At 57.5% G+C, this 25272-nt stretch carries 20 protein-coding genes, 2 tRNA genes and 3 rRNA genes; 19 read left to right on the top strand and 6 right to left on the bottom strand.

The features are described from left to right. Positions 1-29: 29 nt before the first annotated feature. Together gluQRS and dksA are read right to left on the bottom strand one after the other, a co-directional pair. A complete protein-coding gene (gluQRS, locus tag GJU48_RS20545; protein WP_094950177.1) occupies positions 30-917 on the bottom strand; it encodes a tRNA glutamyl-Q(34) synthetase GluQRS in 888 nt (295 codons plus the stop codon). Positions 918-1000: 83 nt separating this feature from the next. Then, the gene (gene dksA / locus GJU48_RS20540; RefSeq protein ID WP_026083092.1) at positions 1001-1441 is read right to left on the bottom strand and encodes an RNA polymerase-binding protein DksA; all 441 of its coding nucleotides are present in this window, start codon (positions 1439-1441) and stop codon (positions 1001-1003) included. Between the two features lie 320 nt (positions 1442-1761). Between dksA and GJU48_RS20535 the strand changes: the two genes are divergently transcribed. Both GJU48_RS20535 and sfsA read left to right on the top strand, forming a co-directional pair. Further along, on the top strand, positions 1762-2934 hold the full coding sequence (locus GJU48_RS20535; RefSeq protein WP_094950176.1) for a pyridoxal phosphate-dependent aminotransferase: 1173 nt from the start codon (positions 1762-1764) through the stop codon (positions 2932-2934). Continuing rightward, the gene (gene sfsA / locus GJU48_RS20530) at positions 2934-3647 is read left to right on the top strand and encodes a DNA/RNA nuclease SfsA (RefSeq protein ID WP_094950175.1); all 714 of its coding nucleotides are present in this window, start codon (positions 2934-2936) and stop codon (positions 3645-3647) included. Before GJU48_RS20535 ends, sfsA begins: the two co-directional genes overlap by 1 nt. Here sfsA and GJU48_RS20525 read toward each other — a convergent pair. Beyond that, a complete protein-coding gene (locus tag GJU48_RS20525; RefSeq protein ID WP_094950174.1) occupies positions 3644-3961 on the bottom strand; it encodes a Rieske (2Fe-2S) protein in 318 nt (105 codons plus the stop codon). The genes sfsA and GJU48_RS20525 overlap by 4 nt on opposite strands. A 156-nt stretch (positions 3962-4117) precedes the next feature. On the opposite strand from GJU48_RS20525, the gene GJU48_RS20520 reads away from it, so the two are divergent. The 3 genes from GJU48_RS20520 to GJU48_RS20510 are packed head-to-tail and all read left to right on the top strand — an operon-like array spanning position 4118 to position 6803. Beyond that, a complete protein-coding gene (locus GJU48_RS20520; protein ID WP_094950173.1) occupies positions 4118-4996 on the top strand; it encodes a heme/hemin ABC transporter substrate-binding protein in 879 nt (292 codons plus the stop codon). Beyond that, complete coding sequence (locus GJU48_RS20515; protein WP_094950172.1) at positions 4993-6030, top strand: FecCD family ABC transporter permease; 1038 nt, start codon at positions 4993-4995, stop codon at positions 6028-6030. The genes GJU48_RS20520 and GJU48_RS20515 overlap by 4 nt, the downstream gene beginning before the upstream one ends. A gap of 8 nt (positions 6031-6038) precedes the next feature. Then, positions 6039-6803, top strand: coding sequence for a heme ABC transporter ATP-binding protein (locus GJU48_RS20510; protein ID WP_452603461.1), 765 nt, complete (start codon positions 6039-6041; stop codon positions 6801-6803). 222 nt (positions 6804-7025) lie between these two features. Here GJU48_RS20510 and GJU48_RS20505 read toward each other — a convergent pair whose 3' ends face one another. The 3 genes from GJU48_RS20505 to GJU48_RS20495 form a co-directional block, all read right to left on the bottom strand. Further along, positions 7026-7298: a TfoX/Sxy family protein gene (locus GJU48_RS20505; protein ID WP_094950170.1), complete on the bottom strand. Its 273-nt coding sequence runs from the start codon at positions 7296-7298 to the stop codon at positions 7026-7028. Between the two features lie 202 nt (positions 7299-7500). Continuing rightward, positions 7501-7845 carry a pentapeptide repeat-containing protein gene (locus GJU48_RS20500; protein ID WP_094950169.1) on the bottom strand — a complete coding sequence of 115 codons (345 nt, stop codon included), beginning with the start codon at positions 7843-7845 and terminating at the stop codon, positions 7501-7503. A gap of 93 nt (positions 7846-7938) precedes the next feature. Continuing rightward, a complete protein-coding gene (locus GJU48_RS20495) occupies positions 7939-9495 on the bottom strand; it encodes a bifunctional aminoglycoside phosphotransferase/ATP-binding protein (protein WP_094950168.1) in 1557 nt (518 codons plus the stop codon). A gap of 118 nt (positions 9496-9613) precedes the next feature. Between GJU48_RS20495 and mrcB the strand changes: the two genes are divergently transcribed. The 14 genes from mrcB (at position 9614) to rrf (ending at position 25206) form a co-directional block, all read left to right on the top strand. Then, positions 9614-11938 carry a penicillin-binding protein 1B gene (mrcB, locus tag GJU48_RS20490; protein ID WP_094950167.1) on the top strand — a complete coding sequence of 775 codons (2325 nt, stop codon included), beginning with the start codon at positions 9614-9616 and terminating at the stop codon, positions 11936-11938. Positions 11939-11954: 16 nt separating this feature from the next. Then, positions 11955-12689, top strand: a complete 735-nt coding sequence (locus GJU48_RS20485; protein ID WP_094950166.1) for a tetratricopeptide repeat protein — start codon at positions 11955-11957, stop codon at positions 12687-12689. Continuing rightward, positions 12689-13018, top strand: coding sequence for a YqcC family protein (locus GJU48_RS20480; RefSeq protein WP_094950165.1), 330 nt, complete (start codon positions 12689-12691; stop codon positions 13016-13018). Before GJU48_RS20485 ends, GJU48_RS20480 begins: the two co-directional genes overlap by 1 nt. A gap of 431 nt (positions 13019-13449) precedes the next feature. Beyond that, the gene (locus tag GJU48_RS20475) at positions 13450-15174 is read left to right on the top strand and encodes an acetolactate synthase 3 large subunit (RefSeq protein WP_094950231.1); all 1725 of its coding nucleotides are present in this window, start codon (positions 13450-13452) and stop codon (positions 15172-15174) included. Between the two features lie 2 nt (positions 15175-15176). After that, on the top strand, positions 15177-15668 hold the full coding sequence (ilvN, locus tag GJU48_RS20470; RefSeq protein WP_003176102.1) for an acetolactate synthase small subunit: 492 nt from the start codon (positions 15177-15179) through the stop codon (positions 15666-15668). A 46-nt stretch (positions 15669-15714) separates the two neighbouring features. Beyond that, complete coding sequence (ilvC, locus tag GJU48_RS20465) at positions 15715-16731, top strand: ketol-acid reductoisomerase (RefSeq protein ID WP_007948647.1); 1017 nt, start codon at positions 15715-15717, stop codon at positions 16729-16731. A gap of 145 nt (positions 16732-16876) precedes the next feature. Then, entirely contained in the window at positions 16877-17734 is an 858-nt protein-coding gene (pssA, locus tag GJU48_RS20460) for a CDP-diacylglycerol--serine O-phosphatidyltransferase (protein ID WP_094950164.1), read from the top strand. Between the two features lie 63 nt (positions 17735-17797). Then, complete coding sequence (gene msrP, locus GJU48_RS20455) at positions 17798-18811, top strand: protein-methionine-sulfoxide reductase catalytic subunit MsrP (RefSeq protein ID WP_094950163.1); 1014 nt, start codon at positions 17798-17800, stop codon at positions 18809-18811. Further along, positions 18811-19431 (top strand): protein-methionine-sulfoxide reductase heme-binding subunit MsrQ, encoded by a 621-nt coding sequence (gene msrQ, locus GJU48_RS20450; protein ID WP_094950162.1) that lies wholly within the window; start codon positions 18811-18813, stop codon positions 19429-19431. The genes msrP and msrQ overlap by 1 nt, the downstream gene beginning before the upstream one ends. A gap of 545 nt (positions 19432-19976) precedes the next feature. Beyond that, positions 19977-21512: ribosomal RNA gene (locus GJU48_RS20445) — 16S ribosomal RNA — on the top strand. 82 nt (positions 21513-21594) lie between these two features. Next, positions 21595-21671, top strand: a tRNA-Ile gene (locus tag GJU48_RS20440). A gap of 30 nt (positions 21672-21701) precedes the next feature. Next, positions 21702-21777, top strand: a tRNA-Ala gene (locus tag GJU48_RS20435). 251 nt (positions 21778-22028) lie between these two features. Beyond that, positions 22029-24920, top strand: a 23S ribosomal RNA gene (locus GJU48_RS20430). Between the two features lie 170 nt (positions 24921-25090). Continuing rightward, positions 25091-25206: ribosomal RNA gene (gene rrf / locus GJU48_RS20425) — 5S ribosomal RNA — on the top strand. Together the 16S, 23S and 5S rRNA genes with 2 tRNA genes alongside form the textbook arrangement of a ribosomal RNA operon. Positions 25207-25272 lie beyond the last annotated feature (66 nt).

Genomic DNA, 25272 nt, shown 5'->3' with positions numbered 1-25272 from the left:
AACGGATGGCTGGCAACCTGCAAGCGCCTTCAGCTCAATTGCGCTTCGGCCAGCGTGAGTGTGCGCGGGATCCGGGTTGCATCCCAGTGCGCAATGCCCCAATCCAGCAGTTCCCGTGGGCTGGCGTGCAGCAGTTCTGCGCCGGCCGGCTGGCCGAGGGCGCGCAATGCCCTTAACAGCAAAGGCGTGGCTTGGTCGGGTGTCAACGGCGGGGAACGGTAGGATTTGCCCAACTTATTACCGTCCGGCTGCACGATCAACGGCACGTGCAGGTAGCGCGGCTGGCGCAGGCCCAGCAGTTCTTGCAGGTACAGCTGGCGCGGCGTGGAATCGAGCAGGTCGGCGCCGCGCACGATATCGGTCACACCTTGCCAGGCATCGTCGAGCACCACGGCCAGTTGATAGGCATACAGGCCGTCGCGGCGCCGGATGACGAAATCGCCTACATCGCGGCCCAAGTGCTGTCGGAATTCGCCTTGTACGCGGTCGGTAAAGTGGTATTCCAGCTCAGGCACGCGCAGGCGGATCGCAGCATCTTGCTGGTCATGCCCGGCATTGCGGCACAAACCCGGGTAAATCCCGTGGTAGGGCTCCAGTTGTTTGCGCGAACAGGTGCAGGCGTAGGCCAGGCCGTGGTTGAACAGGCCGTTGAGGACTTCGGCGTAGGCGTCATGCCGTTCGCTTTGTCGGACCAGTTCACCGTCCCATTCAAAGCCATAGCTTTCCAAGGCGTGCAGGATCGCTGCCTGGGCGCCGGGCTCTTCGCGGGGTGGGTCGAGGTCTTCCATGCGCATTAGCCAGCGGCCTTGATTGGCGCGGGCATCAAGGTAGGAGGCGAGGGCGGCAACCAGCGAGCCGAAGTGCAAATGGCCGCTGGGCGTGGGGGCGAAACGCCCGATATAGGTAGAGGCTGTCATGGGCCGGATACTACTGGAAAATCGGCAAACGCCAGAAACAAAAATGGGGCGTTTGCACGCCCCATTCGTTCAGCCCGGCAGGATTACTTGCCGACCTGTTTTTCCTTGATTTCAGCCAAGGTCTTGCAGTCTACGCACAGGTCCGCGGTTGGGCGGGCTTCCAGGCGGCGAATACCAATCTCGACGCCGCAGGATTCGCACCAGCCATATTCCTCGTCTTCGATCAGTTGCAGCGTTTTGTCGATTTTCTTGATCAGCTTGCGTTCACGATCACGGGCTCGCAGTTCGAGGGCGAATTCCTCTTCCTGGCTGGCACGGTCTGCCGGGTCCGGGAAGTTGGCGGCTTCGTCCTTCATGTGGTCAACGGTGCGGTCGACCTCTTGCATCAAGTCCTGCTTCCACTTCTGCAGGATCTTGGTGAAGTGCTGGCGCATGGGCTTGCCCATGTACTCCTCACCTTTCGCTTCGACGTAAGGTGTGAAGCCACTGAGGCTCTGCTGCTGTTGCTTTGCTTGGGTGGACATGAATAGACCGCCTCTCACTCTTCTAATCCATTGCGCAGGATTGCAACGTCACCGACACCTGCCGGCCCTGCGGCTGCAAGCGGGCGAACTTACCAGATAGATTCGGGGTGCGCCACTCCCGGTTGTCGAGGCCCAATACGGCGGGGTTGCAAACAGCAGCAGCCCGCCATGGCTGGGTATAGCTTGCCTCGAATGTTGATTTTAGTCGTTTTGCAAGCGCGTGCTGGGTTCATCGTCGACGGCCGAGCAGGCAATAGAGCATGTTTTACCGCGAGGGTTCGGTAGAATCCTGATTTTGTCCTCACCGTTAAGGAAGGCTAATGGCTCAGCCCTACAGTGCGCGCAGTCGCGCCATCGAACCCTTTCATGTCATGGCGCTGCTGGCGCGAGCCAATGAGCTGCAGGCGGCCGGCCATGATGTGATCCATTTGGAAATCGGCGAGCCGGACTTCACCACGGCCGAGCCGATCATCCAGGCCGGCCAGGCAGCGTTGGCCAACGGCAAAACCCGCTACACCGCGGCCCGTGGGCTGCCCGAGTTGCGCGAGGCCATCAGCGGGTTTTACCAGCAGCGCTACGGGCTAAGCATTGATCCTGAGCGCATCCTGATCACTCCGGGCGGCTCCGGCGCCTTGCTGCTAGCGAGCAGCCTGCTGGTCGACCCGGGCAAACATTGGTTGCTCGCCGATCCAGGCTACCCGTGCAACCGACATTTCCTGCGCTTGGTGGAAGGCGCGGCGCAACTGGTGCCGGTCGGCCCGGACGTGCGCTACCAATTGACCGCCGACCTGGTGGCCAAACATTGGGACCAGGACAGCGTGGGCGCGCTGGTCGCGTCGCCGGCCAACCCCACCGGCACGATCCTCACGCGGGACGAATTGGCGGGGTTGTCGAGCGCAATCAAGGCGCGTAACGGTCACTTGGTGGTAGACGAGATCTATCACGGCCTTACTTACGGCACCGACGCCGCCAGCGTGCTGGAAGTCGACGACGACGCGTTTGTCCTAAATAGTTTTTCGAAGTATTTCGGCATGACCGGCTGGCGCCTCGGTTGGCTGGTGGCGCCGCCCGCTGCGGTAAGCGAATTGGAGAAGCTGGCGCAAAACCTCTATATCAGTGCGCCGAGCATGGCCCAGTACGCGGCGTTGGCCTGCTTTACCCCGCAAACCCTGAGCATTCTGGAAGAGCGCCGCGCCGAATTCGGTCGCCGGCGGGACTTCCTACTGCCCGCCCTGCGCGAGCTGGGCTTCGGCATTGCGGTAGAACCGGAAGGCGCGTTCTACTTGTACGCCGATATCAGCGCGTTCGGCGGCGATGCCTTCGCGTTCTGCCGTTATTTCCTCGAAACCGAACACGTAGCCTTCACGCCGGGGCTGGATTTCGGCCGCTATCAAGCCGGTCATCATGTGCGTTTTGCCTACACGCAAAACCTCGATCGGCTACAGGAGGCGGTGGAGCGCATCGCCCGTGGTTTGCGGAGCTGGCAAGGCTGATGCGTTTTCATCCTCCCCTCGAAGAAGCGCGGCTGATTCGCCGCTACAAGCGTTTTCTCACCGATATCGAAACCGTTACCGGCGAGTTGCTGACGATTCACTGCCCGAACACCGGTTCGATGTTCAATTGCATGGTGGAGGGCGGCCAGGTCTGGTTCAGTCGCTCCACCGACCCCAAGCGTAAATTGCCAGGCACCTGGGAGATCGCCGAAACGCCTCAGGGCCGGCTGGCGTGCGTCAACACCGCGCGCGCCAATCAGCTGGTTGAGGAGGCGTTGAATGCCGGGGTCATTACCGAGCTCAACGGCTTTACCGCGTTGAAGCGCGAAGTGCCTTACGGCCAGGAAAAAAGCCGCATCGATTTTCGCCTGGATTACCCACAGGGCGCGGCGTTTGTCGAAGTCAAAAGTGTCACCTTGGGCTTTGACGGCACGGCAGTGGCAGCCTTTCCCGATGCCGTGACCCTGCGCGGCGCCAAGCACTTACGCGAGTTGGCGCACCTGGCGCGTGAGGGTGTGCGGGCGGTGCAGTTGTATTGCGTCAACCTGTCGGGCATCGAGGCGGTGCGCCCGGCGGTGGAAATCGACGCCGGCTACGCTGCGGCGTTGCGCGAGGCCAAGGCCGCCGGTGTGGAGGTGCTGGCCTACGGTGTGCACGTCACGCCTGAGGAAATTTACGTCGACCGCCGTTTGGATGTGCTGATCGGCGACTAGAGTTCCACCCACAAGCCCTGTGCGTCTTCGCGGCCGGGCAGGGCGGTGAGGCTTTGGCCCGCGCAGGGGCCGGCGATGCATTCGCCGCTCTCGATCAGAAACAGTGCGCCGTGGGTGGCGCACTGGATCAGGCTGGCGCTGGTGTCGAGGAACTGGTCGGGCTGCCATTCCAGCGGGATACCGCGATGGGGGCAGCGGTTGATATAGAAGTAGGCAATGCCGTCCCGGCGTACGGCCAATAGCTTGCAACCGTCGATCTCAAAACCGAGGCTGCTGTTGGGCGCGAGGGTATCGGAGGGGCAGAGAAACTTCATTTCAATCCTTAAGTGCCTTGACGCACAAATGCAAACAATTATCAAATACCGGCTTCGCCCGTCAGCTGATTGGGCGCTCAGTACGATGCCAGGCAGGCTGAATCTGTCACATTGATGAGTGCTTGAGTGGCTCTGCCCTTGGAAGGAAACCCTGTTATGCGCTTGAGTACCAGCGCTATTGCGCTTGTTGCCTCACTGCTGGTCAACCACGGGGCGCAAGCCTCTGAACTGCCACAACGCTGGGTCAGTGCGGGTGGGGCGCTATCGGAATGGGTGACGGCCTTGGGCGGTGAGTCGAAGTTGGTGGGAGTCGATACCACCAGCCAGCACCCGGCGTCGTTGAAAGCGTTGCCGAGTATCGGTTATCAGCGGCAGTTGTCGGCTGAAGGCATCCTCAGCCTGCGCCCGCAAGTACTGGTGGGTACCGAAGAAATGGGGCCGCCGCCGGTGCTCGCGCAGATTCGTGGTGCGGGCGTGCAGGTGGAGATGTTCTCGGCCGAGCCGGACCTTCCAACCCTGAAGGGCAACCTGCAGCACTTGGGCAAGTTGCTGGGCAGCGAGGCAAAAGCCAACGAATTGTTTACCGGATATGAACAGGCACTTGAGCAGCAGAAGTACTGGGTCACCCAGGCCCAAGCCACGCAGAAGGCGCCGGGTGTGCTGTTGTTGCTCGGCCATGCGGGCGGCAAGCCGCTGATCGCGGGTAAAGACACCGCCGCTGATTGGCTGTTGCAACAGGCGGGTGGGCGCAACCTTGCGACCCACACTGGCTACAAACCCTTTTCGGTGGAGTCGCTGGCTGGGTTGAGCCCTGATGTACTGGTGTTTGCTGACCGTGCCCTGACCGGCGATGCCGCGCGTGCGGCCTTGTTCAAGGAAAACCCGATTTTGGCCTTAACGCCGGCGGCCAAAAATGGCCGGGTGTTCGAGCTGGACCCGACCCTGCTGGTCGGCGGCCTGGGACCGCGTTTGCCGCAAAGCCTGGTGCAACTGTCTGCCGGGTTTTATCCGTCCCAGGCTAACCCTGCCCCATGACCACTCTGGTTAAACCGAAAACGCTGTTTATCGGGCTGGCGCTGTTGTGTGTCTTGGCGATCTGGCTCTCATTGGCTCTAGGGCCTGTCAGCTTGCCGTTGTTGGATACACTCAGGGCCGCCTTGCGCTTGATGGGCGTGCCGATTGAAGCCCAAGGCCTGGAACAGGCCGAGCTGATCCTGGGGCAGATCCGCCTGCCGCGCACATTGCTCGGCCTGGCGGTCGGCGGCGTGCTGGCGTTATCGGGTGTGGCAATGCAGGGGTTGTTCCGTAACCCGCTGGCTGATCCGGGGTTGGTCGGGGTGTCCAGTGGCGCGGCGCTGGGGGCGGCGGTTGCGATTGTGGGTGGTTCGTTGTTTGGTGGGCTGCCGGATGCGGTTGGGCCGTACTTGCTGTCGTTATGTGCCTTTCTCGGTGGCTTGGGGGTCACGGCGCTGGTCTACCGCTTGGGGCGCCGTAACGGCCAGACCAATGTCGCAACGATGCTGCTTGCGGGCATCGCCCTCACGGCCCTCGCCAGCTCGGCGGTGGGGTTGTTTACCTACCTGGCGGACGACGCCACCTTGCGCACCCTGACCTTCTGGAACCTGGGCAGCCTCAATGGCGCAAGCTATTCGCGGTTGTGGCCGTTGCTGCTGGTGAGCGCCGGTGTGGCGCTGTGGTTGCCGCGCCGGGCCAAGGCGCTGAATGCATTGTTGCTGGGTGAGTCCGAGGCCAGTCATCTTGGGATTGATGTGGAAGGGCTCAAGCGTGAGCTGGTGTTCTGCACTGCCTTGGGGGTGGGCGCAGCAGTGGCGGCGGCGGGGATGATCGGGTTTGTCGGGCTGGTGGTGCCGCATCTGGTGCGGTTGCTGGCGGGGCCGGATCACCGGGTACTGTTGCCGGCCTCTGTGCTGGCGGGGGCGAGTTTGCTGTTGTTTGCGGATTTGGTGGCGCGCCTGGCCTTGGCGCCGGCGGAGTTGCCGATTGGTATCGTAACGGCGTTTATCGGCGCACCATTTTTTCTCTATCTGTTATTGCGGGGGCGTGCCTGATGCTGCGAGTGGAAGCGCTGCAGATCCGGCGCGGTCGCAAGACTGTGTTGGCTGATGTCAGCCTGGACCTGTTGCCGGGCGAAGTGCTCGGCGTGCTGGGGCCCAATGGTGCTGGCAAAAGTACATTGCTCGGCGCGTTGTGCGGTGAGCTGCATCCGGACCAGGGCAAGGTGTGGCTGGACCAGCACGAGTTGAAGAACTGGAGGGGTTCGCAGCGTGCCCAGCGGCTGGCGGTATTGCCGCAAACGTCGACCCTGGATTTTGCCTTTCGGGTTGAAGAGGTCGTTGGCATGGGGCGTTTGCCGCATCAGACCGGGCGAGTGCGTGACGACGAGATCATCAATGCAGCGTTGCACGCGGCGGATGTCGGGCACTTGAGTGGTCGCAGCTACTTAGCGTTGTCTGGCGGCGAGCGCCAACGTGTGCACCTGGCGCGGGTGCTCGCGCAGTTATGGCCGGGGGAGGCGGGCCAGACGTTACTGTTGGATGAGCCAACGTCGATGCTTGACCCGTTGCACCAGCACACGACCTTGCAGGCCATCCGCAGCTTCGCCGATCGAGGCGCGGCAGTCTTGGTGATCCTTCATGACCTGAACCTGGCGGCTCGCTACTGTGACCGCATTCTGTTGCTGGAGGATGGGCGTCCACATGCCTTGGATACACCCGCAGAGGTGTTGCGACCTGAGCCGCTCAAGGCTGATTGCGCGCTGAGGCGCGCTTTCTGTCGGCAGCTTTTTACAGGCAGCTTTTTACAGGCAGCTTTCTATAGGTAAAAAAGACCCGGCAAGAGCCGGGTCAAATAACCGTGATTAGCCTGATGAGGAGATAATCTGAGAGTCCGAACCAATGGTCTTTCAGTTATCGGCTGATCTCGCGACCAGTTGTGATAATCATAACGATTCTCATTTGAGAGTCAACATTTGTTTTTGTGCATCCTGCTGGTTTTCTCAATCACGTGTTCGCAAGGCTCGTAAACATTGGGTTTGGTCGCCGAACTAATTCTTCTGACGCGTTGAAAGGGCATCCAACTGACGGTTCAGTGCTTCCTTTCGCTCCGCAGAAATGTCGTTCCAGTGCACATCCATCAACGCGCCTTCAATTGCATACAGCAGTACTTTCGATGCTCGGAACCCGCGAGTTCTCACGGCCCGGTAGGCATCAACCGCTCCCAGGCGGCGCAAGTCGGACGCGCTGTGGATGCCCACCGCATGCAGCCACTGCGCCGACGTCTTGCCCAGGTTTTTCAGGTGTTGCAGCTCATCGTTCATCAAGCCTCCTTGCGACGGCCGAATGGTGCGGTGGGTATCGTGACCAGGCAAGCCTGAAAAGGAGTGTAGCGCTCAGTAGGAAAAGCGTGGTTCTTTGGTCAGGAAGGGCTGAAAAGCTTATAAGAATAGCTAGGAGGATTTGCGGTAGGCAGGCGCGAATCACCCGGCACGCAGGATGCGTAGCCGGGGTCGGTAGGTGGCGTCACTTGGTGCGGTAGCGCAGGCGAGTGCCGAAATTGACCGACATGAGGATCTCGTCGGCAGTCAGTTCAGCGGGGAAGTAAGTGCCGGAAATCTGTGCATGGGCCAGGCTGGCGCCTTCCAGCGAGCAGTCGCGCAAGTCCAGGCCGCGCAGGTCGGCAGAACGGAAGTAGGCGTCGGTGAAATCGACACCACCGGCGTTCAGGTCGCGCAGGTCCAGCCCTCGGAAGTCACCACCGCGCATGTCGATGATCCCGTCTTTAGGGCGTTCCTGGTTGAAACCTCGAATGTCGTCCTTGTGCAGGAGCGCGTAGAGCGGGGTATCAAGAAGCTTGGGGTGACTCATGACGGCGACTCCTGTTGGAATTATGACGCCATTATAGTGCCACTATTTCTCGGTCGTGCACCGTAGATCGGTGACACGACCAAGAAATATTTCTTACAGGCCTGGCAGGCGCTGGCGAATATGCGCCACCAGAGCATCCAAGGTTCCGCTTTCATTGGTCTCTACACGCTTGCTGAGCAGCAGCTCTTCGGCTGTCAGCGGGTCGCGATTGGCCTGTTGCTCTTCGATGACGGTCAGCGTCGCGTCGGACGGGTCGTTTTTATCCGCCTGACGCTGTGCCAGCCAGCTGGCGATAACGGCTTGTGGTGCGTTGCAATCCAGGATCAGGAAAGGCGCGCCGGTGGCTTCAGCAACCTTGGCGGCGGCGTCGCGCTGTTCGCGTTTCAGGAAGGTGGCATCCAGCGCGACTGGGTAGCCGGCGCGCAAGACCGTTTCGGCGATTTCGTTCAAGCGTGCATAGGTAGCAGCGCTGGCGTCGGCAGCGTATATGCCGGCCTGTGGCGTGTTCTCCACCTGCTGCTCGCCAAACAGGCGCTTGCGCTCTACATCCGAACGCAGGCGCACAGCGCCCAGCGCTTCTACCAGGCGCATGGCAACGTGGCTTTTGCCGACTGCCGATACACCGTGGGTAATTGCGAGGAAGCGCGAAGGAATGGTGCTGTAGCTTTCCGCCAGGTTGGCATAGTTGCGGTACTGGCGCAGCGTGGTGGCGCGTTGCACCGGGCTGGCTTCGCTCGGCATGCTGAACAGCGCAACCTTGGCGCGTACCAACGCGCGGTAGGCTTTATAGAAGTTCAGCACTTCGAGGCCTTGGTAGTCGCCGGTCAATTCCAAGTACTGGCTGATAAAACGGCGTGCCAGGGATTTGAGGCCCCGGTCTTCCAAGTCCATCGCCAAGAAGCCGGTGTCGGCCCATACATCGGTAAATCGGAACGGTTCGTTGAACTCGATGCAGTCGAAGATCACTACTTGGCCGTCGATCAGCGTGGCGTTGCCCAAGTGGATATCGCCGTGGCATTCGCGAGTGAAGCCTTCCAGTTTGCGCTGTGCCAGCAGTGGCTTGAGGCGCTCGAAGCTGCTTTCAGCCCAGGCTTGCAGGGCTTCCAGTTGTGCCAGGTCAGCCTTGTCGCTGAGGAAGGGGCGGATCTGCTCGAAGTTCTGACGTACTGGCGCCATCACCTCGTCCGGCGTGCCGGCCGGGTGCTCCTGGGGAACCTTAGGCGCGGTGAGATGGAAATGTGCGATCTGCGTGGCCATTTCATCAATGTGCGCGCTGGTCAGTTCACCATTGGCTTGCAGGGTGCTGAGCAGTTGGCTTTGCGGGAACTGGCGCATTTTCAGCGCGTACTCGATCGCCGGGCCGTCGCCGCCCAATTGCGGAGCTTCGGCAGTGCCGGTAATCGGCAACACTTCAAGATACAAATCTTCAGTCAGGCGCTGGTTGAGGCGCAGCTCTTCGTTGCAGAAGTGGCCTCGATCCTTGAGCTGGGTGAAATCCAGGAAGCCGAAGTTCATCGGTTTCTTCAATTTATAAGCGAAGGGGCCAGTCAGGATGACCCAGGAAATATGGGTCTCGATAACTTGAAACGCTTCAACCGGATGGGGATATAAAGCCGGGTTTTGCAGGGCAGCGATCAGGGACTGGCTCACGGGCGATCCTTCAAAGTCGGGGGGAAATCATGGCGGGCATTATGGCTGTTACAGCTGGTCGTGCAAACCGCTGTCCGGCTCATGTTGATCATCAATAAAGTGCGTATAATCCGCCGCCATGACTCGAACCCGATCTCCCCGTTCCCGTAAAAAACCTCCTTCGCGCGGCCTGCGCCCGTGGCTCGGCTGGGCGCTCAAGCTCAGCCTAGTGGGCCTTGTGGTGCTCGCTGGCTTCGCGGTGTACCTCGATGCCGTGGTCCAGGAGAAGTTTTCCGGCAAGCGCTGGACCATTCCGGCCAAGGTGTATGCACGCCCGCTGGAACTGTTCAGCGGCCAGAAGCTGAGCAAGGAAGACTTCCTGACCGAGCTCGATGCGCTGGGCTACCGCCGCGAAGCTGTGAGCAACGGCCCGGGCGCCGCAGCGGTCAGCGGCAATACCGTCGACCTGAACACCCGTGGCTTCCAGTTCTATGAAGGCCTGGAAAAAGCCCAGCCAGTGCGTGTGCGTTTCTCTGGTGATTACGTCGCCGAGCTGTCGTCGCTCAATGGCTCGAAGTTGCCCGTGGTGCGCCTCGAGCCGCTGCTGATCGGCGGTATTTACCCGAAGAACCTTGAAGATCGCATCCTGATCAAGCTCGATCAGGTGCCGCCATATCTGCTCGAAACCCTGGTTGCCGTGGAAGACCGCGATTTCTACAGTCACTGGGGCGTGTCGCCGAAGTCGATTGCCCGCGCGATTTGGGTCAACACCTCCGGCGGTAAGATGACTCAGGGCGGCAGTACGCTGACGCAGCAATTGGTTAAGAACTTCTACCTGACCAACGAGCGCAGCCTGACGCGTAAGCTCACTGAAGCCATGATGGCGATGTTGCTGGAGCTGCATTACAGCAAGCAGGAAATCCTCGAGGCGTACCTCAACGAGGTGTTCGTCGGTCAGGATGGCCAGCGCGCCGTGCACGGTTTTGGCTTGGCCAGTCAGTTCTTCTTTGGCCAGCCATTGTCCGAATTGAAGCTGCATCAGGTCGCATTGCTGGTGGGCATGGTCAAAGGGCCGTCCTACTACAACCCGCGTCGCAACCCGGAGCGTGCGCTTGAGCGCCGTAATCTGGTGCTGGATGTGCTGGAGCAGCAGGGCGTAGCCACCGCTGAACAAGTCGCGGCGGCGAAGAAAATGCCACTGGGTGTAACCACCCGCGGCAAGCTGGCCGACAGCTCGTTCCCAGGCTTTATCGACTTGGTCAAACGTCAACTGCGTGAAGACTACCGCGACGAAGACTTGACCGAAGAGGGCCTGCGGATCTTCACCAGCTTCGACCCGATTCTTCAGATGAAAGCCGAAGCGTCGGTGAGCGACACCTTCAAGCGCCTGACCGGCCGTAAAGGCTCCGATGAAGTCGAAGCTGCCATGGTCGTGACCAACCCGGAAACCGGTGAAGTGCAGGCCATGATCGGCAGTCGCCAAGCCAGCTTTGCCGGTTTCAACCGTGCGCTGGATGCCGTGCGGCCGATTGGCTCGCTGGTCAAGCCGGCGGTTTACCTCACGGCCCTGGAAAAACCGAGCAAATACACCCTGACCAGTTGGCTCTCGGATGACCCACTGTCGGTCAAAGGTGCCAATGGCCAGGTGTGGACGCCGCAGAACTTTGATCGACGCTCCCACGGTACGGTGTTCCTGTACCAGGGGATTGCGCACTCCTACAACATTTCCACCTCACGCCTGGGGCTGGAAGTGGGGGTGCCGAATGTGTTGAAAACCATCGCGCGCCTGGGTGTCACTCGTGAGTTTCCGGCCTTCCCGTCGATTCTGCTCGGCGCTGGCGCCATGACGCCGATGGAAGTGGCAACGATGTACCAGACCCTCGCCAACGGTGGCTTCAATACACCGATGCGCGGCATTCGCAGTGTGCTGACCGCCGAAGGCGAGCCGCTCAAGCGTTACCCGTTCCAGATTCAGCAACGCTTCGATGCGGGCTCCATCTACCTGATCCAGAACGCCATGCAGCGCGTGATGCGCGAAGGCACCGGGCGCTCGGTCTACAGCGTGCTGCCGTCGAACCTGACGCTGGCGGGCAAAACCGGTACCAGTAACGATTCGCGTGACAGCTGGTTCGCCGGCTTCGGCCAGGACGTGCTGGCGGTGGTGTGGTTGGGCCGTGACGATAATGGCAAGACGCCGTTCACCGGTGCGACCGGTGCGCTGCAGGTCTGGACCAGTTTCATGCGCAAGGCCGACCCGCTACCGTTGAACATGCCGCAGCCGGACAACATCGTGCAGGCCTGGATTGATCCGCATACGGGGCAGGGCTCCGATGCCAACTGTCCGGGCGCGGTGCAGATGCCGTATATTCGCGGCAGCGAGCCACCACCCGGAGCCGCATGCGGTGGCAGTGCCCCCGCTGACGCGGACTCGGTGATGGATTGGGTCAAGGGCTGGATGAATTAAGCAAAGAGGGTTTCAAGTGAACAAGTGGTTGATTACAGCTATTACAGCTCTAGCGGTGCTCAGCGGTTGCTCAAGCGTGCAACGCGGCTCAATTCCCGTAGTGGACTCGAGCACGGCCGTCTCGAATAACGATCGCATCTCGGCCAACGGTGGTTTCCGCCAGACCGTGGTCAAGCGTCCAGCCCAAGCTGCCGCTCAAACCATTGCGCAGGATTCGGGTGTGGTGGTGATGGTGCCGGGCGCTGGCGCTGCGACCTCGGCGCCGATCAGTGCCGAGCCGTGGACTCCAGGGCCAAGCACGTCGGGGCCGGTTGATGCCGCGCCGATCCAGACGGCGCCGGTCAATCAAGGCACCTACAACATGCCGTCGACGCCAAGCGGTATTCCGTCGTCGTCCAGTGCTGGTGGCCTGTCGGCCGACGAGCAGTTGGACGGGCCGGTATTGGCCTTGCTGACCACTGCTCAACAGCAGCAGTCCGGTGGCGACTTGAATGGTGCGTCGTCGAGTCTGGAGCGTGCCCAGCGCGTGGCACCGCGCGAGCCGCAAGTGTTGTATCGCCTCGCCCAGGTGCGCATGGCCCAGGGCGATGCGCCGCAAGCCGAACAGTTCGCACGACGTGGCCTGAGCCTGGCCAACGGCCGACCAGACCTGCAAGCCAACTTGTGGGCCTTGATTGGTGACGCGCGCGCCGCACAAGGCGATGCTGCCGGCGCCGCTCAAGCACGGCAAAAAGCCAAGGTCAGCCTCTGATGGATGTGCGTTTCCCAGCGATTGCCGAACAGTTGTTGCTGATTGAGCGCGAATTGCGTGTACAGGGCTGGTGGGACGAGGCGTCCCCCAGCGTCGAAGCGCTCAGCAGTGTCGAACCGTTTTCGGTCGACACCCTGGATTTCCATCAATGGCTGCAATGGATCTTCCTGGTGCGCATGAAGCAGATCCTCGAGCAGGATCTGCCATTGCCCAATGCATCGGGGATCATGGAAATGGCGGAGATGGTTTACGCCGATCGGCCGCTGGAGAGCCTTGGCTTGCGCAATGCGCTGAAAAAGTTCGACCAACTGATCGTCGACGCTCGTTAATTGCCTGACTGCCGGTTTTTCCGGCAGTCTTGCGCACATTTCTACCGCTTGACGACATTCAGGCGAGTTTTATCCCTCCTCAAGCCTCTTTCTTATACGTTCTCATGCGCTTAGTTGGAAAAAAGCGCAATTATTGCTTGACTTGAAGGGGCTGAAACAGAAGAATCCAAAGTCCGCTGTATCGGGACTGCCAGAAGCAGGCCCGCTCAGCAGATCATGAGGCGCACATCCGCGCCGACCTGTAACACCCGCAACGCGTTACCTCGCGCTGGGTGGGAAAAGCCCGCAACACTTGGGACGATCCCAATACTTGCTCAGTCAGTGCTGACGTAGTCGGCGACCACCGTCGCTCATGCTCTGTTGAGAAGTAAACCTATTAAGACCCGTCGGTTTTTAACGGACGGTATTCTGGCGTTTTAGAGGTGAACAACGTGGAGCTTTTATCTGGCGGTGAGATGCTCGTCCGCTTTTTGCGTGACGAAGGCGTCGACTATATCTACGGGTACCCAGGTGGTGCTCTGCTGCATGTCTACGACGCACTGTTCAAGGAACCGGCTGTTACCCACATCCTGGTTCGCCACGAACAAGCTGCTACCCATATGGCTGACGGCTACGCCCGTGCCACCGGTAAAGCCGGCGTGGTACTGGTAACCTCCGGCCCAGGCGCAACCAATGCCATTACCGGCATCGCGACTGCTTATATGGACTCCATCCCGATGGTGATCATTTCCGGCCAGGTCGCAAGCACCATGGTGGGGACCGATGCATTCCAGGAAACCGACATGATCGGTATCTCCCGGCCGATCGTGAAACACAGCTTCATGATCAAGCATGCGTCGGAAATCCCAGAAGTCATGAAAAAGGCGTTCTACCTCGCACAGTCCGGTCGCCCGGGCCCTGTAGTCGTAGATATCCCGAAAGACATGACCAACCCGGCCGAGAAATTCGAATACATCTTCCCGAAGAAAGCCAAGCTGCGTTCCTACAGCCCGGCCGTTCGTGGGCACTCGGGGCAAATCCGCAAGGCGGCAGAAATGCTCCTGGCGGCCAAACGCCCAGTGCTGTACTCGGGCGGTGGCGTGATTCTGGGTGGCGGTTCCGCACCGTTGACCGAATTGGCCAAACTGCTCAACCTGCCGGTCACCAACACCTTAATGGGCCTCGGCGCATTCCCGGGCACCGACCGTCAGTTCGTCGGCATGCTTGGCATGCACGGCAGCTACACCGCCAACCTGGCCATGCACCACGCCGACGTGATCCTGGCGGTGGGCGCGCGGTTTGATGACCGCGTGATCAACGGCGCGAGCAAGTTCTGCCCGAATGCCAAGATCATCCACATCGACATCGACCCGGCGTCCATCTCCAAGACCATCAAGGCCGACGTGCCGATCGTGGGTCCTGTTGAAAGCGTGTTGACCGAAATGGTTGCAGCGCTGAAGGACATCGGCGAGACGCCGAACAAGGAATCCGTTGCCAGCTGGTGGAAGCAGATCGACGAATGGCGCGGTGACCGCGGCCTGTTCCCTTACGACAAGGGCGACGGCAGCATCATCAAGCCACAAACCGTGATCGAGACCCTGTGCGAAGTGACCAAGGGCGACGCCTTTGTGACCTCCGACGTGGGCCAGCACCAGATGTTTGCCGCGCAGTACTACACGTTCGACAAGCCTAACCGCTGGATCAACTCCGGTGGCCTGGGCACGATGGGCTTTGGTTTCCCTGCGGCCATGGGTGTGAAGCTGAGCTTCCCGGACACCGACGTTGCGTGTGTCACCGGTGAAGGCAGCATCCAGATGAACATCCAGGAGCTGTCGACGTGCTTGCAGTACGGCCTTCCGGTGAAGATCGTCTGCCTGAACAACGGCGTGTTGGGCATGGTTCGTCAGTGGCAGGACATGAGCTACGGTAGCCGCCACTCCCATTCCTACATGGAATCGCTGCCGGATTTCGTCAAGTTGGTTGAAGCCTATGGCCACGTCGGCATTCGCATCACTGATTTGAAAGATCTGAAGCCGAAGATGGAAGAGGCGTTCGCCATGAAGGACCGCCTGGTGTTCCTCGATATTCAAGTGGACACCAGCGAGCACGTCTACCCGATGCAGATCAAAGACGGCTCGATGCGCGACATGTGGCTGAACAAGACGGAGCGTACTTAATCATGCGGCACATTATCTCCCTGCTTCTGGAGAACGAACCCGGCGCTCTGTCTCGTGTTGTCGGCCTGTTTTCGCAACGCAACTACAACATCGAAAGCCTGACCGTGGCCCCAACCGAAGACCCGACCCTGTCGCGCCTGACGTTGACCACCGTGGGCCATGATGAGGTGATCGAGCAGATCACCAAGAACCTCAACAAGCTGATCGAAGTGGTCAAGCTGGTCGACCTGTCGGAAAGTGCCCACATCGAGCGCGAGCTGATGCTGGTCAAGGTCAAGGCCACGGGTGCCCAACGTGCCGAGATCAAACGCACGACTGACATTTATCGCGGGCAGATCGTCGATGTGAGCGCCAGCGTTTATACCGTTCAACTGACCGGTACGAGCGACAAGCTGGACAGCTTCATCCAGTCGATCGGGACGGCCTCGATTCTGGAAACTGTACGCAGTGGTGTCACCGGGATTGCTCGTGGCGACAAAGTACTCAGCATCTAACCCAATTAGTGAATGGCCTAAGGGCCTGGATATATAGAGGAACCTCATGAAAGTTTATTACGAAAAAGATTGTGACCTGTCGATCATCCAGGGCAAAAAAGTCGCCATCATCGGCTACGGTTCCCAGGGCCACGCTCAAGCGTGCAACCTGAAAGACTCCGGCGTTGACGTGACTGTTGGCCTGCGCAAAGGCTCGGCCACTGTTGCCAAGGCTGAAGCCCATGGCCTGAAAGTGACTGACGTTGCTTCCGCCGTGGCTGCTGCCGACCTGGTCATGATCCTGACCCCGGACGAATTCCAATCCGCGCTGTACAAGAACGAAATCGAGCCGAACATCAAGAAGGGCGCCACCCTGGCCTTCTCCCACGGCTTCGCGATTCACTACAACCAGGTTGTGCCGCGTGCTGACCTCGACGTGATCATGATCGCGCCGAAAGCGCCGGGCCACACCGTGCGTTCCGAGTTCGTCAAAGGCGGCGGTATTCCTGACCTGATCGCGATCTACCAGGACGCTTCGGGCAATGCCAAAAACGTTGCACTGTCCTACGCCGCTGGCGTGGGTGGCGGTCGTACCGGCATCATCGAAACCACCTTCAAGGACGAGACCGAAACCGACCTGTTCGGCGAACAAGCCGTTCTGTGCGGCGGTACCGTTGAACTGGTTAAAGCCGGTTTCGAAACCCTGGTTGAAGCTGGCTACGCGCCGGAAATGGCCTACTTCGAATGCCTGCACGAACTGAAGCTGATCGTTGACCTCATGTACGAAGGCGGTATCGCCAACATGAACTACTCGATCTCCAACAACGCCGAATACGGCGAGTACGTGACCGGCCCGGAAGTGATCAACGCCGAGTCCCGTCAGGCTATGCGCAACGCCCTGAAACGTATTCAGGACGGCGAGTACGCCAAAATGTTCATCAGCGAAGGCGCAACCGGCTACCCTTCGATGACCGCCAAGCGTCGTAACAACGCCGCACACGGTATCGAGATCATCGGCGAGCAACTGCGCTCCATGATGCCGTGGATCGGTGCCAACAAGATCGTCGACAAAGCCAAAAACTAAGTCGTATGCATCAAGAGAAAACGCGGCTTAGGCCGCGTTTTTTCGTTTAAGGGGCGGGTTCTGGTATAAAGCTGCATCGTTTGCGGGCGAACACTCGCCGCAAGTATTTGTCGAATTTTTTTCACACCGTTGCAAGGTAAAGTCCATGAGCGAACGTCCCGAAGAGCCACACCAGGCCTCTGACGCCGAAAGCCTGCTGCCGATCGATGAGCATGTCGAGGAAGGGCACGATGCGGAAGGTCGCAAGGTCCGGCATCGTGGCATCTATCTTCTGCCCAACCTGTTCACCACGGCAAATCTGTTTGCCGGGTTCTATTCCATCATCAACTCCATGAGCGCTCAAAGCGCGTTGGCGGCGGGTGATGCGGCGAGTGCCAGCAAGTATTTCGGCTTTGCTGCCATCGCGATTTTCGTGGCCATGGTGCTCGACGGCCTTGATGGTCGCGTGGCGCGCATGACCAATACGCAGAGTGCCTTCGGCGCCGAGTACGACTCGCTGTCGGACATGGTTGCCTTCGGTGTTGCGCCTGCACTGCTGGCGTTTGCGTGGGCACTGGGTGATATGGGCAAGGTCGGCTGGATGGTCGCCTTCATCTATGTCGCCGGTGCCGCTTTGCGTCTGGCACGCTTCAACACCCAGGTAGGCACTGCCGACAAGCGTTACTTCATTGGCCTTGCCAGCCCGGCGGCTGCGGGCGTAGTGGCCGGTATTGTCTGGGCATTCAGTGACTACGGCATCCAGGGTTCGAAGATGTCGTTCCTGGTGGCTTTGATGGTTGCGGCCGCCGGCATGCTGATGGTCAGCAACATCAAGTACAACAGCTTCAAGGAGTTCGACCTCAAGGGGCGCGTGCCTTTCGTGGCTATCCTGGTGGTGGTGCTGGTGTTCGCGGTCGTCTTCAGCGATCCGCCGCGTATCCTGCTGCTGGCGTTCCTGGTCTACGCCGCTTCGGGGCCGATTCAGTACCTGCTGCATCTGCGCCGCGACAAAACATTGTCTTAATGTAATGTTCCCCATACTCCGCAGTCTATTGGTGCATCAGTCCTCCAAAGCTGCGGAGTTGCCATGTTAATCAAGATCCCCAAAGCGTCCGATTGTCACGAATCGGATGTCACGCCTGAATCTTTCTATCTCTCTCGCCGCAGCCTGCTCGGTGGTGCGCTTGCCGGAGTGGCTGCCAGCACCTTGCCGCGCTGGGCCAATGCCGACAATGCTGCGCGTTATGCCGATGTTGAGCCGGGCAAGGCGCCGAACTGGTTTGCCGAGAAATTGCCAAGTACTAAATGGCAGGCGGTTACCGTGAAGGACGAGGCCATCACGCCTTTCAAGGACGCGACCCACTACAACAACTTCTATGAGTTCGGTACAGGCAAGGGCGACCCGGCGACGAATGCCGGTTCACTCAAGACCGAGCCGTGGAGTGTTGTAATCGATGGGGAGGTTGCGAAGCCTGGGCGCTATGCCTTGGAAGACTTCATGAAGCCTTACCAGTTGGAAGAGCGGATCTACCGTTTGCGCTGTGTTGAGGCGTGGTCGATGGTCATTCCATGGATGGGCTTTCCGATCTCGGCCTTGCTCAAGCAGGTTGAGCCGACCTCCAAGGCCAAGTACATCCGCTTTGAAACCCTGCAGGACCCCAAAAGCATGCCGGGCCAACGCTCGAGTTTTGGCTTGATTGACTGGCCCTATGTAGAAGGGTTGCGTCTGGACGAGGCGATGAATCCTTTAGCGATCCTTGCGGTGGGCATGTATGGGCGGGAACTGCCTAACCAGAATGGCGCGCCGTTGCGTTTGGTGGTGCCGTGGAAGTATGGCTTTAAAAGTGTGAAATCCATTGTGCGGATCAGCCTGGTGAGTGAACAGCCCAAAACCACTTGGCAAAGTATTGCTGCGGATGAGTATGGGTTCTACGCAAACGTGAACCCTACGGTCGATCATCCTCGCTGGACTCAGGCGCGGGAGCGTCGCTTGCCGAGTGGTTTGTTCAGTCCGAATGTGCGCGAGACGCAAATGTTCAACGGCTACTCGGATGAGGTTGCCTCTCTTTATACCGACCTCGATTTGCGGAAGAACTACTGATGCGGTATCCGATCTGGCGCATTGGCGTCTTTATAGCTGCTGCGGTGTGGCCATTTTTCTGGCTGTATGAGGCGTGGAGTTCTGTTCTCGGACCTGATCCAGGCAAAGTGCTGATGGATCGGTTGGGGCTTGGTACGTTAATTCTGTTGCTTATTACGCTGGGCATGACGCCGCTGCAGAAGCTGAGCGGGTGGGCAGGGTGGATTGCCGTTCGCAGACAGCTGGGGCTCTGGTGTTTTGCGTATGTGGTTTTGCACTTGGCAGCTTACTGCGTATTTATCCTTGGGCTGGATTGGTCGCAATTAGGGGTGGAGTTGCGTAAGCGGCCTTACATTATTGTTGGCGCGCTGGGCTTCCTTTGCTTATTGGTGCTGGCGGTAACCTCCAATCGCTATAGCCAGCGCCGGCTGGGTAGCCGTTGGAAAAAGCTGCACCGCTTGGTGTATGTGATTGTTGGGCTCGGTTTGCTGCATATGTTGTGGATCGTGCGGGCCGATCTGAAGGAGTGGGCTATCTATGCAACTATAGGGGCACTGCTTTTGATCCTGCGAATTCCGCCTGTAATGCGCCGGATTCCCCGCCTTATCGCGAAAAAACCACTTTCTGCAACAAAAGCGTAATTAAGGGTTGACGGCAGAATCTGGAAGTCTATAATTCGCCCCACTTCCGGCGCAGTCGAAACGGAAAACTCCTTGGTAAACAAAGAGTTATGCAGAATTCGACAGCGGCTTGCTTCAGTTCATCGAAGCCCAGAAGGAGTTGGTAGAGCAGTGTTGTTTGGCTCTATTAACGTTTCGATCTTCTCGGTCGAAAGCGGAGAAAAAGAGGTGTTGACAGCAGCGTGTAACGCTGTAGAATTCGCCTCCCGCTAACGAGAGATCGGAGGCGCAAGTGGTTGAAGTTGTTGAAGAAATCTTCGAAGACTTCTGAAAATAATCACTTGACAGTAAATGAGGCTGCTGTAGAATGCGCGCCTCGGTTGAGACGAAAGATCTTAACCAACAGCTCTTTAACAACTGAATCAAGCAATTCGTGTGGGTGCTTGTGGAGTCAGACTGATAGTCAACAAGATTATCAGCATCACAAGTTACTCCGCGAGAAATCAAAGATGTAACCAACGATTGCTGAGCCAAGTTTAGGGTTTCTTAAAAACCCAAAGATGTTTGAACTGAAGAGTTTGATCATGGCTCAGATTGAACGCTGGCGGCAGGCCTAACACATGCAAGTCGAGCGGTAGAGAGAAGCTTGCTTCTCTTGAGAGCGGCGGACGGGTGAGTAATGCCTAGGAATCTGCCTGGTAGTGGGGGATAACGTTCGGAAACGGACGCTAATACCGCATACGTCCTACGGGAGAAAGCAGGGGACCTTCGGGCCTTGCGCTATCAGATGAGCCTAGGTCGGATTAGCTAGTTGGTGAGGTAATGGCTCACCAAGGCTACGATCCGTAACTGGTCTGAGAGGATGATCAGTCACACTGGAACTGAGACACGGTCCAGACTCCTACGGGAGGCAGCAGTGGGGAATATTGGACAATGGGCGAAAGCCTGATCCAGCCATGCCGCGTGTGTGAAGAAGGTCTTCGGATTGTAAAGCACTTTAAGTTGGGAGGAAGAGCAGTTACCTAATACGTGATTGTTTTGACGTTACCGACAGAATAAGCACCGGCTAACTCTGTGCCAGCAGCCGCGGTAATACAGAGGGTGCAAGCGTTAATCGGAATTACTGGGCGTAAAGCGCGCGTAGGTGGTTTGTTAAGTTGGATGTGAAATCCCCGGGCTCAACCTGGGAACTGCATTCAAAACTGACTGACTAGAGTATGGTAGAGGGTGGTGGAATTTCCTGTGTAGCGGTGAAATGCGTAGATATAGGAAGGAACACCAGTGGCGAAGGCGACCACCTGGACAATACTGACACTGAGGTGCGAAAGCGTGGGGAGCAAACAGGATTAGATACCCTGGTAGTCCACGCCGTAAACGATGTCAACTAGCCGTTGGGAGCCTTGAGCTCTTAGTGGCGCAGCTAACGCATTAAGTTGACCGCCTGGGGAGTACGGCCGCAAGGTTAAAACTCAAATGAATTGACGGGGGCCCGCACAAGCGGTGGAGCATGTGGTTTAATTCGAAGCAACGCGAAGAACCTTACCAGGCCTTGACATCCAATGAACTTTCTAGAGATAGATTGGTGCCTTCGGGAACATTGAGACAGGTGCTGCATGGCTGTCGTCAGCTCGTGTCGTGAGATGTTGGGTTAAGTCCCGTAACGAGCGCAACCCTTGTCCTTAGTTACCAGCACGTAATGGTGGGCACTCTAAGGAGACTGCCGGTGACAAACCGGAGGAAGGTGGGGATGACGTCAAGTCATCATGGCCCTTACGGCCTGGGCTACACACGTGCTACAATGGTCGGTACAGAGGGTTGCCAAGCCGCGAGGTGGAGCTAATCCCACAAAACCGATCGTAGTCCGGATCGCAGTCTGCAACTCGACTGCGTGAAGTCGGAATCGCTAGTAATCGCGAATCAGAATGTCGCGGTGAATACGTTCCCGGGCCTTGTACACACCGCCCGTCACACCATGGGAGTGGGTTGCACCAGAAGTAGCTAGTCTAACCTTCGGGAGGACGGTTACCACGGTGTGATTCATGACTGGGGTGAAGTCGTAACAAGGTAGCCGTAGGGGAACCTGCGGCTGGATCACCTCCTTAATCGACGACATCAGCTGCTCCATAAGTTCCCACACGAATTGCTTGATTCATTGAAGAAGACGATAAGAAGCAGCCCGAAATTGGGTCTGTAGCTCAGTTGGTTAGAGCGCACCCCTGATAAGGGTGAGGTCGGCAGTTCGAATCTGCCCAGACCCACCAATTTTGTGTGGGAAACGCCTGTAGAAATACGGGGCCATAGCTCAGCTGGGAGAGCGCCTGCCTTGCACGCAGGAGGTCAACGGTTCGATCCCGTTTGGCTCCACCACTACTGCTTCTGAAAGTTTTGAAAGCTTAGAAATGAGCATTCCATCGAAGTGATGGTGAATGTTGATTTCTAGTCTTTGATTAGATCGTTCTTTAAAAATTTGGGTATGTGATAGAAAGATAGACTGAACGTTACTTTCACTGGTAACGGATCAGGCTAAGGTAAAATTTGTGAGTTACTCGTAATTGAGTATTATCGAATTTTCGGCGAATGTTGTCTTCACAGTATAACCAGATTGCTTGGGGTTATATGGTCAAGTGAAGAAGCGCATACGGTGGATGCCTTGGCAGTCAGAGGCGATGAAAGACGTGGTAGCCTGCGAAAAGCTTCGGGGAGTCGGCAAACAGACTTTGATCCGGAGATGTCTGAATGGGGGAACCCAGCCATCATAAGATGGTTATCTTACGCTGAATACATAGGCGTAAGAGGCGAACCAGGGGAACTGAAACATCTAAGTACCCTGAGGAAAAGAAATCAACCGAGATTCCCTTAGTAGTGGCGAGCGAACGGGGACTAGCCCTTAAGTGGCTTTGAGATTAGCGGAACGCTCTGGAAAGTGCGGCCATAGTGGGTGATAGCCCTGTACGCGAAAATCTCTTAGTCATGAAATCGAGTAGGACGGAGCACGAGAAACTTTGTCTGAATATGGGGGGACCATCCTCCAAGGCTAAATACTACTGACTGACCGATAGTGAACTAGTACCGTGAGGGAAAGGCGAAAAGAACCCCGGAGAGGGGAGTGAAATAGATCCTGAAACCGTATGCGTACAAGCAGTGGGAGCCCACTTTGTTGGGTGACTGCGTACCTTTTGTATAATGGGTCAGCGACTTATTTTCAGTGGCGAGCTTAACCGAATAGGGGAGGCGTAGCGAAAGCGAGTCTTAATAGGGCGTCTAGTCGCTGGGAATAGACCCGAAACCGGGCGATCTATCCATGGGCAGGTTGAAGGTTGGGTAACACTAACTGGAGGACCGAACCGACTACCGTTGAAAAGTTAGCGGATGACCTGTGGATCGGAGTGAAAGGCTAATCAAGCTCGGAGATAGCTGGTTCTCCTCGAAAGCTATTTAGGTAGCGCCTCATGTATCACTGTAGGGGGTAGAGCACTGTTTCGGCTAGGGGGTCATCCCGACTTACCAAACCGATGCAAACTCCGAATACCTACAAGTGCCGAGCATGGGAGACACACGGCGGGTGCTAACGTCCGTCGTGAAAAGGGAAACAACCCAGACCGTCAGCTAAGGTCCCAAAGTTATGGTTAAGTGGGAAACGATGTGGGAAGGCTTAGACAGCTAGGAGGTTGGCTTAGAAGCAGCCACCCTTTAAAGAAAGCGTAATAGCTCACTAGTCGAGTCGGCATGCGCGGAAGATGTAACGGGGCTCAAACCATACACCGAAGCTACGGGTATCACTTAGGTGATGCGGTAGAGGAGCGTTCTGTAAGCCTGTGAAGGTGAGTTGAGAAGCTTGCTGGAGGTATCAGAAGTGCGAATGCTGACATGAGTAACGACAATGGGTGTGAAAAACACCCACGCCGAAAGACCAAGGTTTCCTGCGCAACGTTAATCGACGCAGGGTTAGTCGGTCCCTAAGGCGAGGCTGAAAAGCGTAGTCGATGGAAAACAGGTTAATATTCCTGTACTTCTGGTTATTGCGATGGAGGGACGGAGAAGGCTAGGCCAGCTTGGCGTTGGTTGTCCAAGTTTAAGGTGGTAGGCTGGAATCTTAGGTAAATCCGGGATTCTAAGGCCGAGAGCTGATGACGAGTTAACTTTTAGTTAACGAAGTGGTTGATGCCATGCTTCCAAGAAAAGCTTCTAAGCTTCAGGTAACCAGGAACCGTACCCCAAACCGACACAGGTGGTTGGGTAGAGAATACCAAGGCGCTTGAGAGAACTCGGGTGAAGGAACTAGGCAAAATGGCACCGTAACTTCGGGAGAAGGTGCGCCGGTGAGGGTGAAGGACTTGCTCCGTAAGCTCATGCCGGTCGAAGATACCAGGCCGCTGCGACTGTTTATTAAAAACACAGCACTCTGCAAACACGAAAGTGGACGTATAGGGTGTGACGCCTGCCCGGTGCCGGAAGGTTAATTGATGGGGTTAGCTAACGCGAAGCTCTTGATCGAAGCCCCGGTAAACGGCGGCCGTAACTATAACGGTCCTAAGGTAGCGAAATTCCTTGTCGGGTAAGTTCCGACCTGCACGAATGGCGTAACGATGGCGGCGCTGTCTCCACCCGAGACTCAGTGAAATTGAAATCGCTGTGAAGATGCAGTGTATCCGCGGCTAGACGGAAAGACCCCGTGAACCTTTACTATAGCTTTGCACTGGACTTTGAATTTGCTTGTGTAGGATAGGTGGGAGGCTTTGAAGCGTGGACGCCAGTTCGCGTGGAGCCAACCTTGAAATACCACCCTGGCAACTTTGAGGTTCTAACTCAGGTCCGTTATCCGGATCGAGGACAGTGTATGGTGGGTAGTTTGACTGGGGCGGTCTCCTCCTAAAGAGTAACGGAGGAGTACGAAGGTGCGCTCAGACCGGTCGGAAATCGGTCGTAGAGTATAAAGGCAAAAGCGCGCTTGACTGCGAGACAGACACGTCGAGCAGGTACGAAAGTAGGTCTTAGTGATCCGGTGGTTCTGTATGGAAGGGCCATCGCTCAACGGATAAAAGGTACTCCGGGGATAACAGGCTGATACCGCCCAAGAGTTCATATCGACGGCGGTGTTTGGCACCTCGATGTCGGCTCATCACATCCTGGGGCTGAAGCCGGTCCCAAGGGTATGGCTGTTCGCCATTTAAAGTGGTACGCGAGCTGGGTTTAGAACGTCGTGAGACAGTTCGGTCCCTATCTGCCGTGGACGTTTGAGATTTGAGAGGGGCTGCTCCTAGTACGAGAGGACCGGAGTGGACGAACCTCTGGTGTTCCGGTTGTCACGCCAGTGGCATTGCCGGGTAGCTATGTTCGGAATAGATAACCGCTGAAAGCATCTAAGCGGGAAACTAGCCTCAAGATGAGATCTCACTGGGACCTTGAGTCCCCTGAAGGGCCGTCGAAGACTACGACGTTGATAGGTTGGGTGTGTAAGCGCTGTGAGGCGTTGAGCTAACCAATACTAATTGCCCGTGAGGCTTGACCATATAACACCCAAGCAATTTGACTACTTCGGACTTGGAAACAAGTAGAAGCATCAGATTGCGGTGTGTGAAGACGATAGAACCGAAAGTTCGATCTCACAAAACACCGAAAGCTATCACATACCCAATTTGCTGAAGCGAGGCCATAAGGTCACGACTCAGTACCCGAATTTCTTGACGACCATAGAGCATTGGAACCACCTGATCCCATCCCGAACTCAGCAGTGAAACGATGCATCGCCGATGGTAGTGTGGGGTTTCCCCATGTGAGAGTAGGTCATCGTCAAGATTAAATTCCAGAACCCCTGTTTGCTAACGCAAACAGGGGTTTTGTTTTGGGCGTCGCCTCGTTTGC

The sequence above is a fragment of the Pseudomonas sp. IB20 genome, assembly GCF_009707325.1.
GTDB lineage: Bacteria > Pseudomonadota > Gammaproteobacteria > Pseudomonadales > Pseudomonadaceae > Aquipseudomonas.
This window is presented reverse-complemented; position numbering and strand designations above follow the sequence as displayed.

Bases quoted from the DNA above. Each gene is read 5' to 3' on its own strand.
- gluQRS (WP_094950177.1), bottom strand. From the start codon at position 917: ATGACAGCCTCTACCTATATCGGGCGTTTCGCCCCCACGCCCAGCGGC.
- dksA (WP_026083092.1), bottom strand. From the start codon at position 1,441: ATGTCCACCCAAGCAAAGCAACAGCAGCAGAGCCTCAGTGGCTTCACA.
- GJU48_RS20535 (WP_094950176.1), top strand. From the start codon at position 1,762: ATGGCTCAGCCCTACAGTGCGCGCAGTCGCGCCATCGAACCCTTTCAT.
- sfsA (WP_094950175.1), top strand. From the start codon at position 2,934: ATGCGTTTTCATCCTCCCCTCGAAGAAGCGCGGCTGATTCGCCGCTAC.
- GJU48_RS20525 (WP_094950174.1), bottom strand. From the start codon at position 3,961: ATGAAGTTTCTCTGCCCCTCCGATACCCTCGCGCCCAACAGCAGCCTC.
- GJU48_RS20520 (WP_094950173.1), top strand. From the start codon at position 4,118: ATGCGCTTGAGTACCAGCGCTATTGCGCTTGTTGCCTCACTGCTGGTC.
- GJU48_RS20515 (WP_094950172.1), top strand. From the start codon at position 4,993: ATGACCACTCTGGTTAAACCGAAAACGCTGTTTATCGGGCTGGCGCTG.
- GJU48_RS20505 (WP_094950170.1), bottom strand. From the start codon at position 7,298: ATGAACGATGAGCTGCAACACCTGAAAAACCTGGGCAAGACGTCGGCG.
- GJU48_RS20500 (WP_094950169.1), bottom strand. From the start codon at position 7,845: ATGAGTCACCCCAAGCTTCTTGATACCCCGCTCTACGCGCTCCTGCAC.
- mrcB (WP_094950167.1), top strand. From the start codon at position 9,614: ATGACTCGAACCCGATCTCCCCGTTCCCGTAAAAAACCTCCTTCGCGC.
- GJU48_RS20480 (WP_094950165.1), top strand. From the start codon at position 12,689: ATGGATGTGCGTTTCCCAGCGATTGCCGAACAGTTGTTGCTGATTGAG.
- ilvN (WP_003176102.1), top strand. From the start codon at position 15,177: ATGCGGCACATTATCTCCCTGCTTCTGGAGAACGAACCCGGCGCTCTG.
- ilvC (WP_007948647.1), top strand. From the start codon at position 15,715: ATGAAAGTTTATTACGAAAAAGATTGTGACCTGTCGATCATCCAGGGC.
- pssA (WP_094950164.1), top strand. From the start codon at position 16,877: ATGAGCGAACGTCCCGAAGAGCCACACCAGGCCTCTGACGCCGAAAGC.
- msrP (WP_094950163.1), top strand. From the start codon at position 17,798: ATGTTAATCAAGATCCCCAAAGCGTCCGATTGTCACGAATCGGATGTC.
- msrQ (WP_094950162.1), top strand. From the start codon at position 18,811: ATGCGGTATCCGATCTGGCGCATTGGCGTCTTTATAGCTGCTGCGGTG.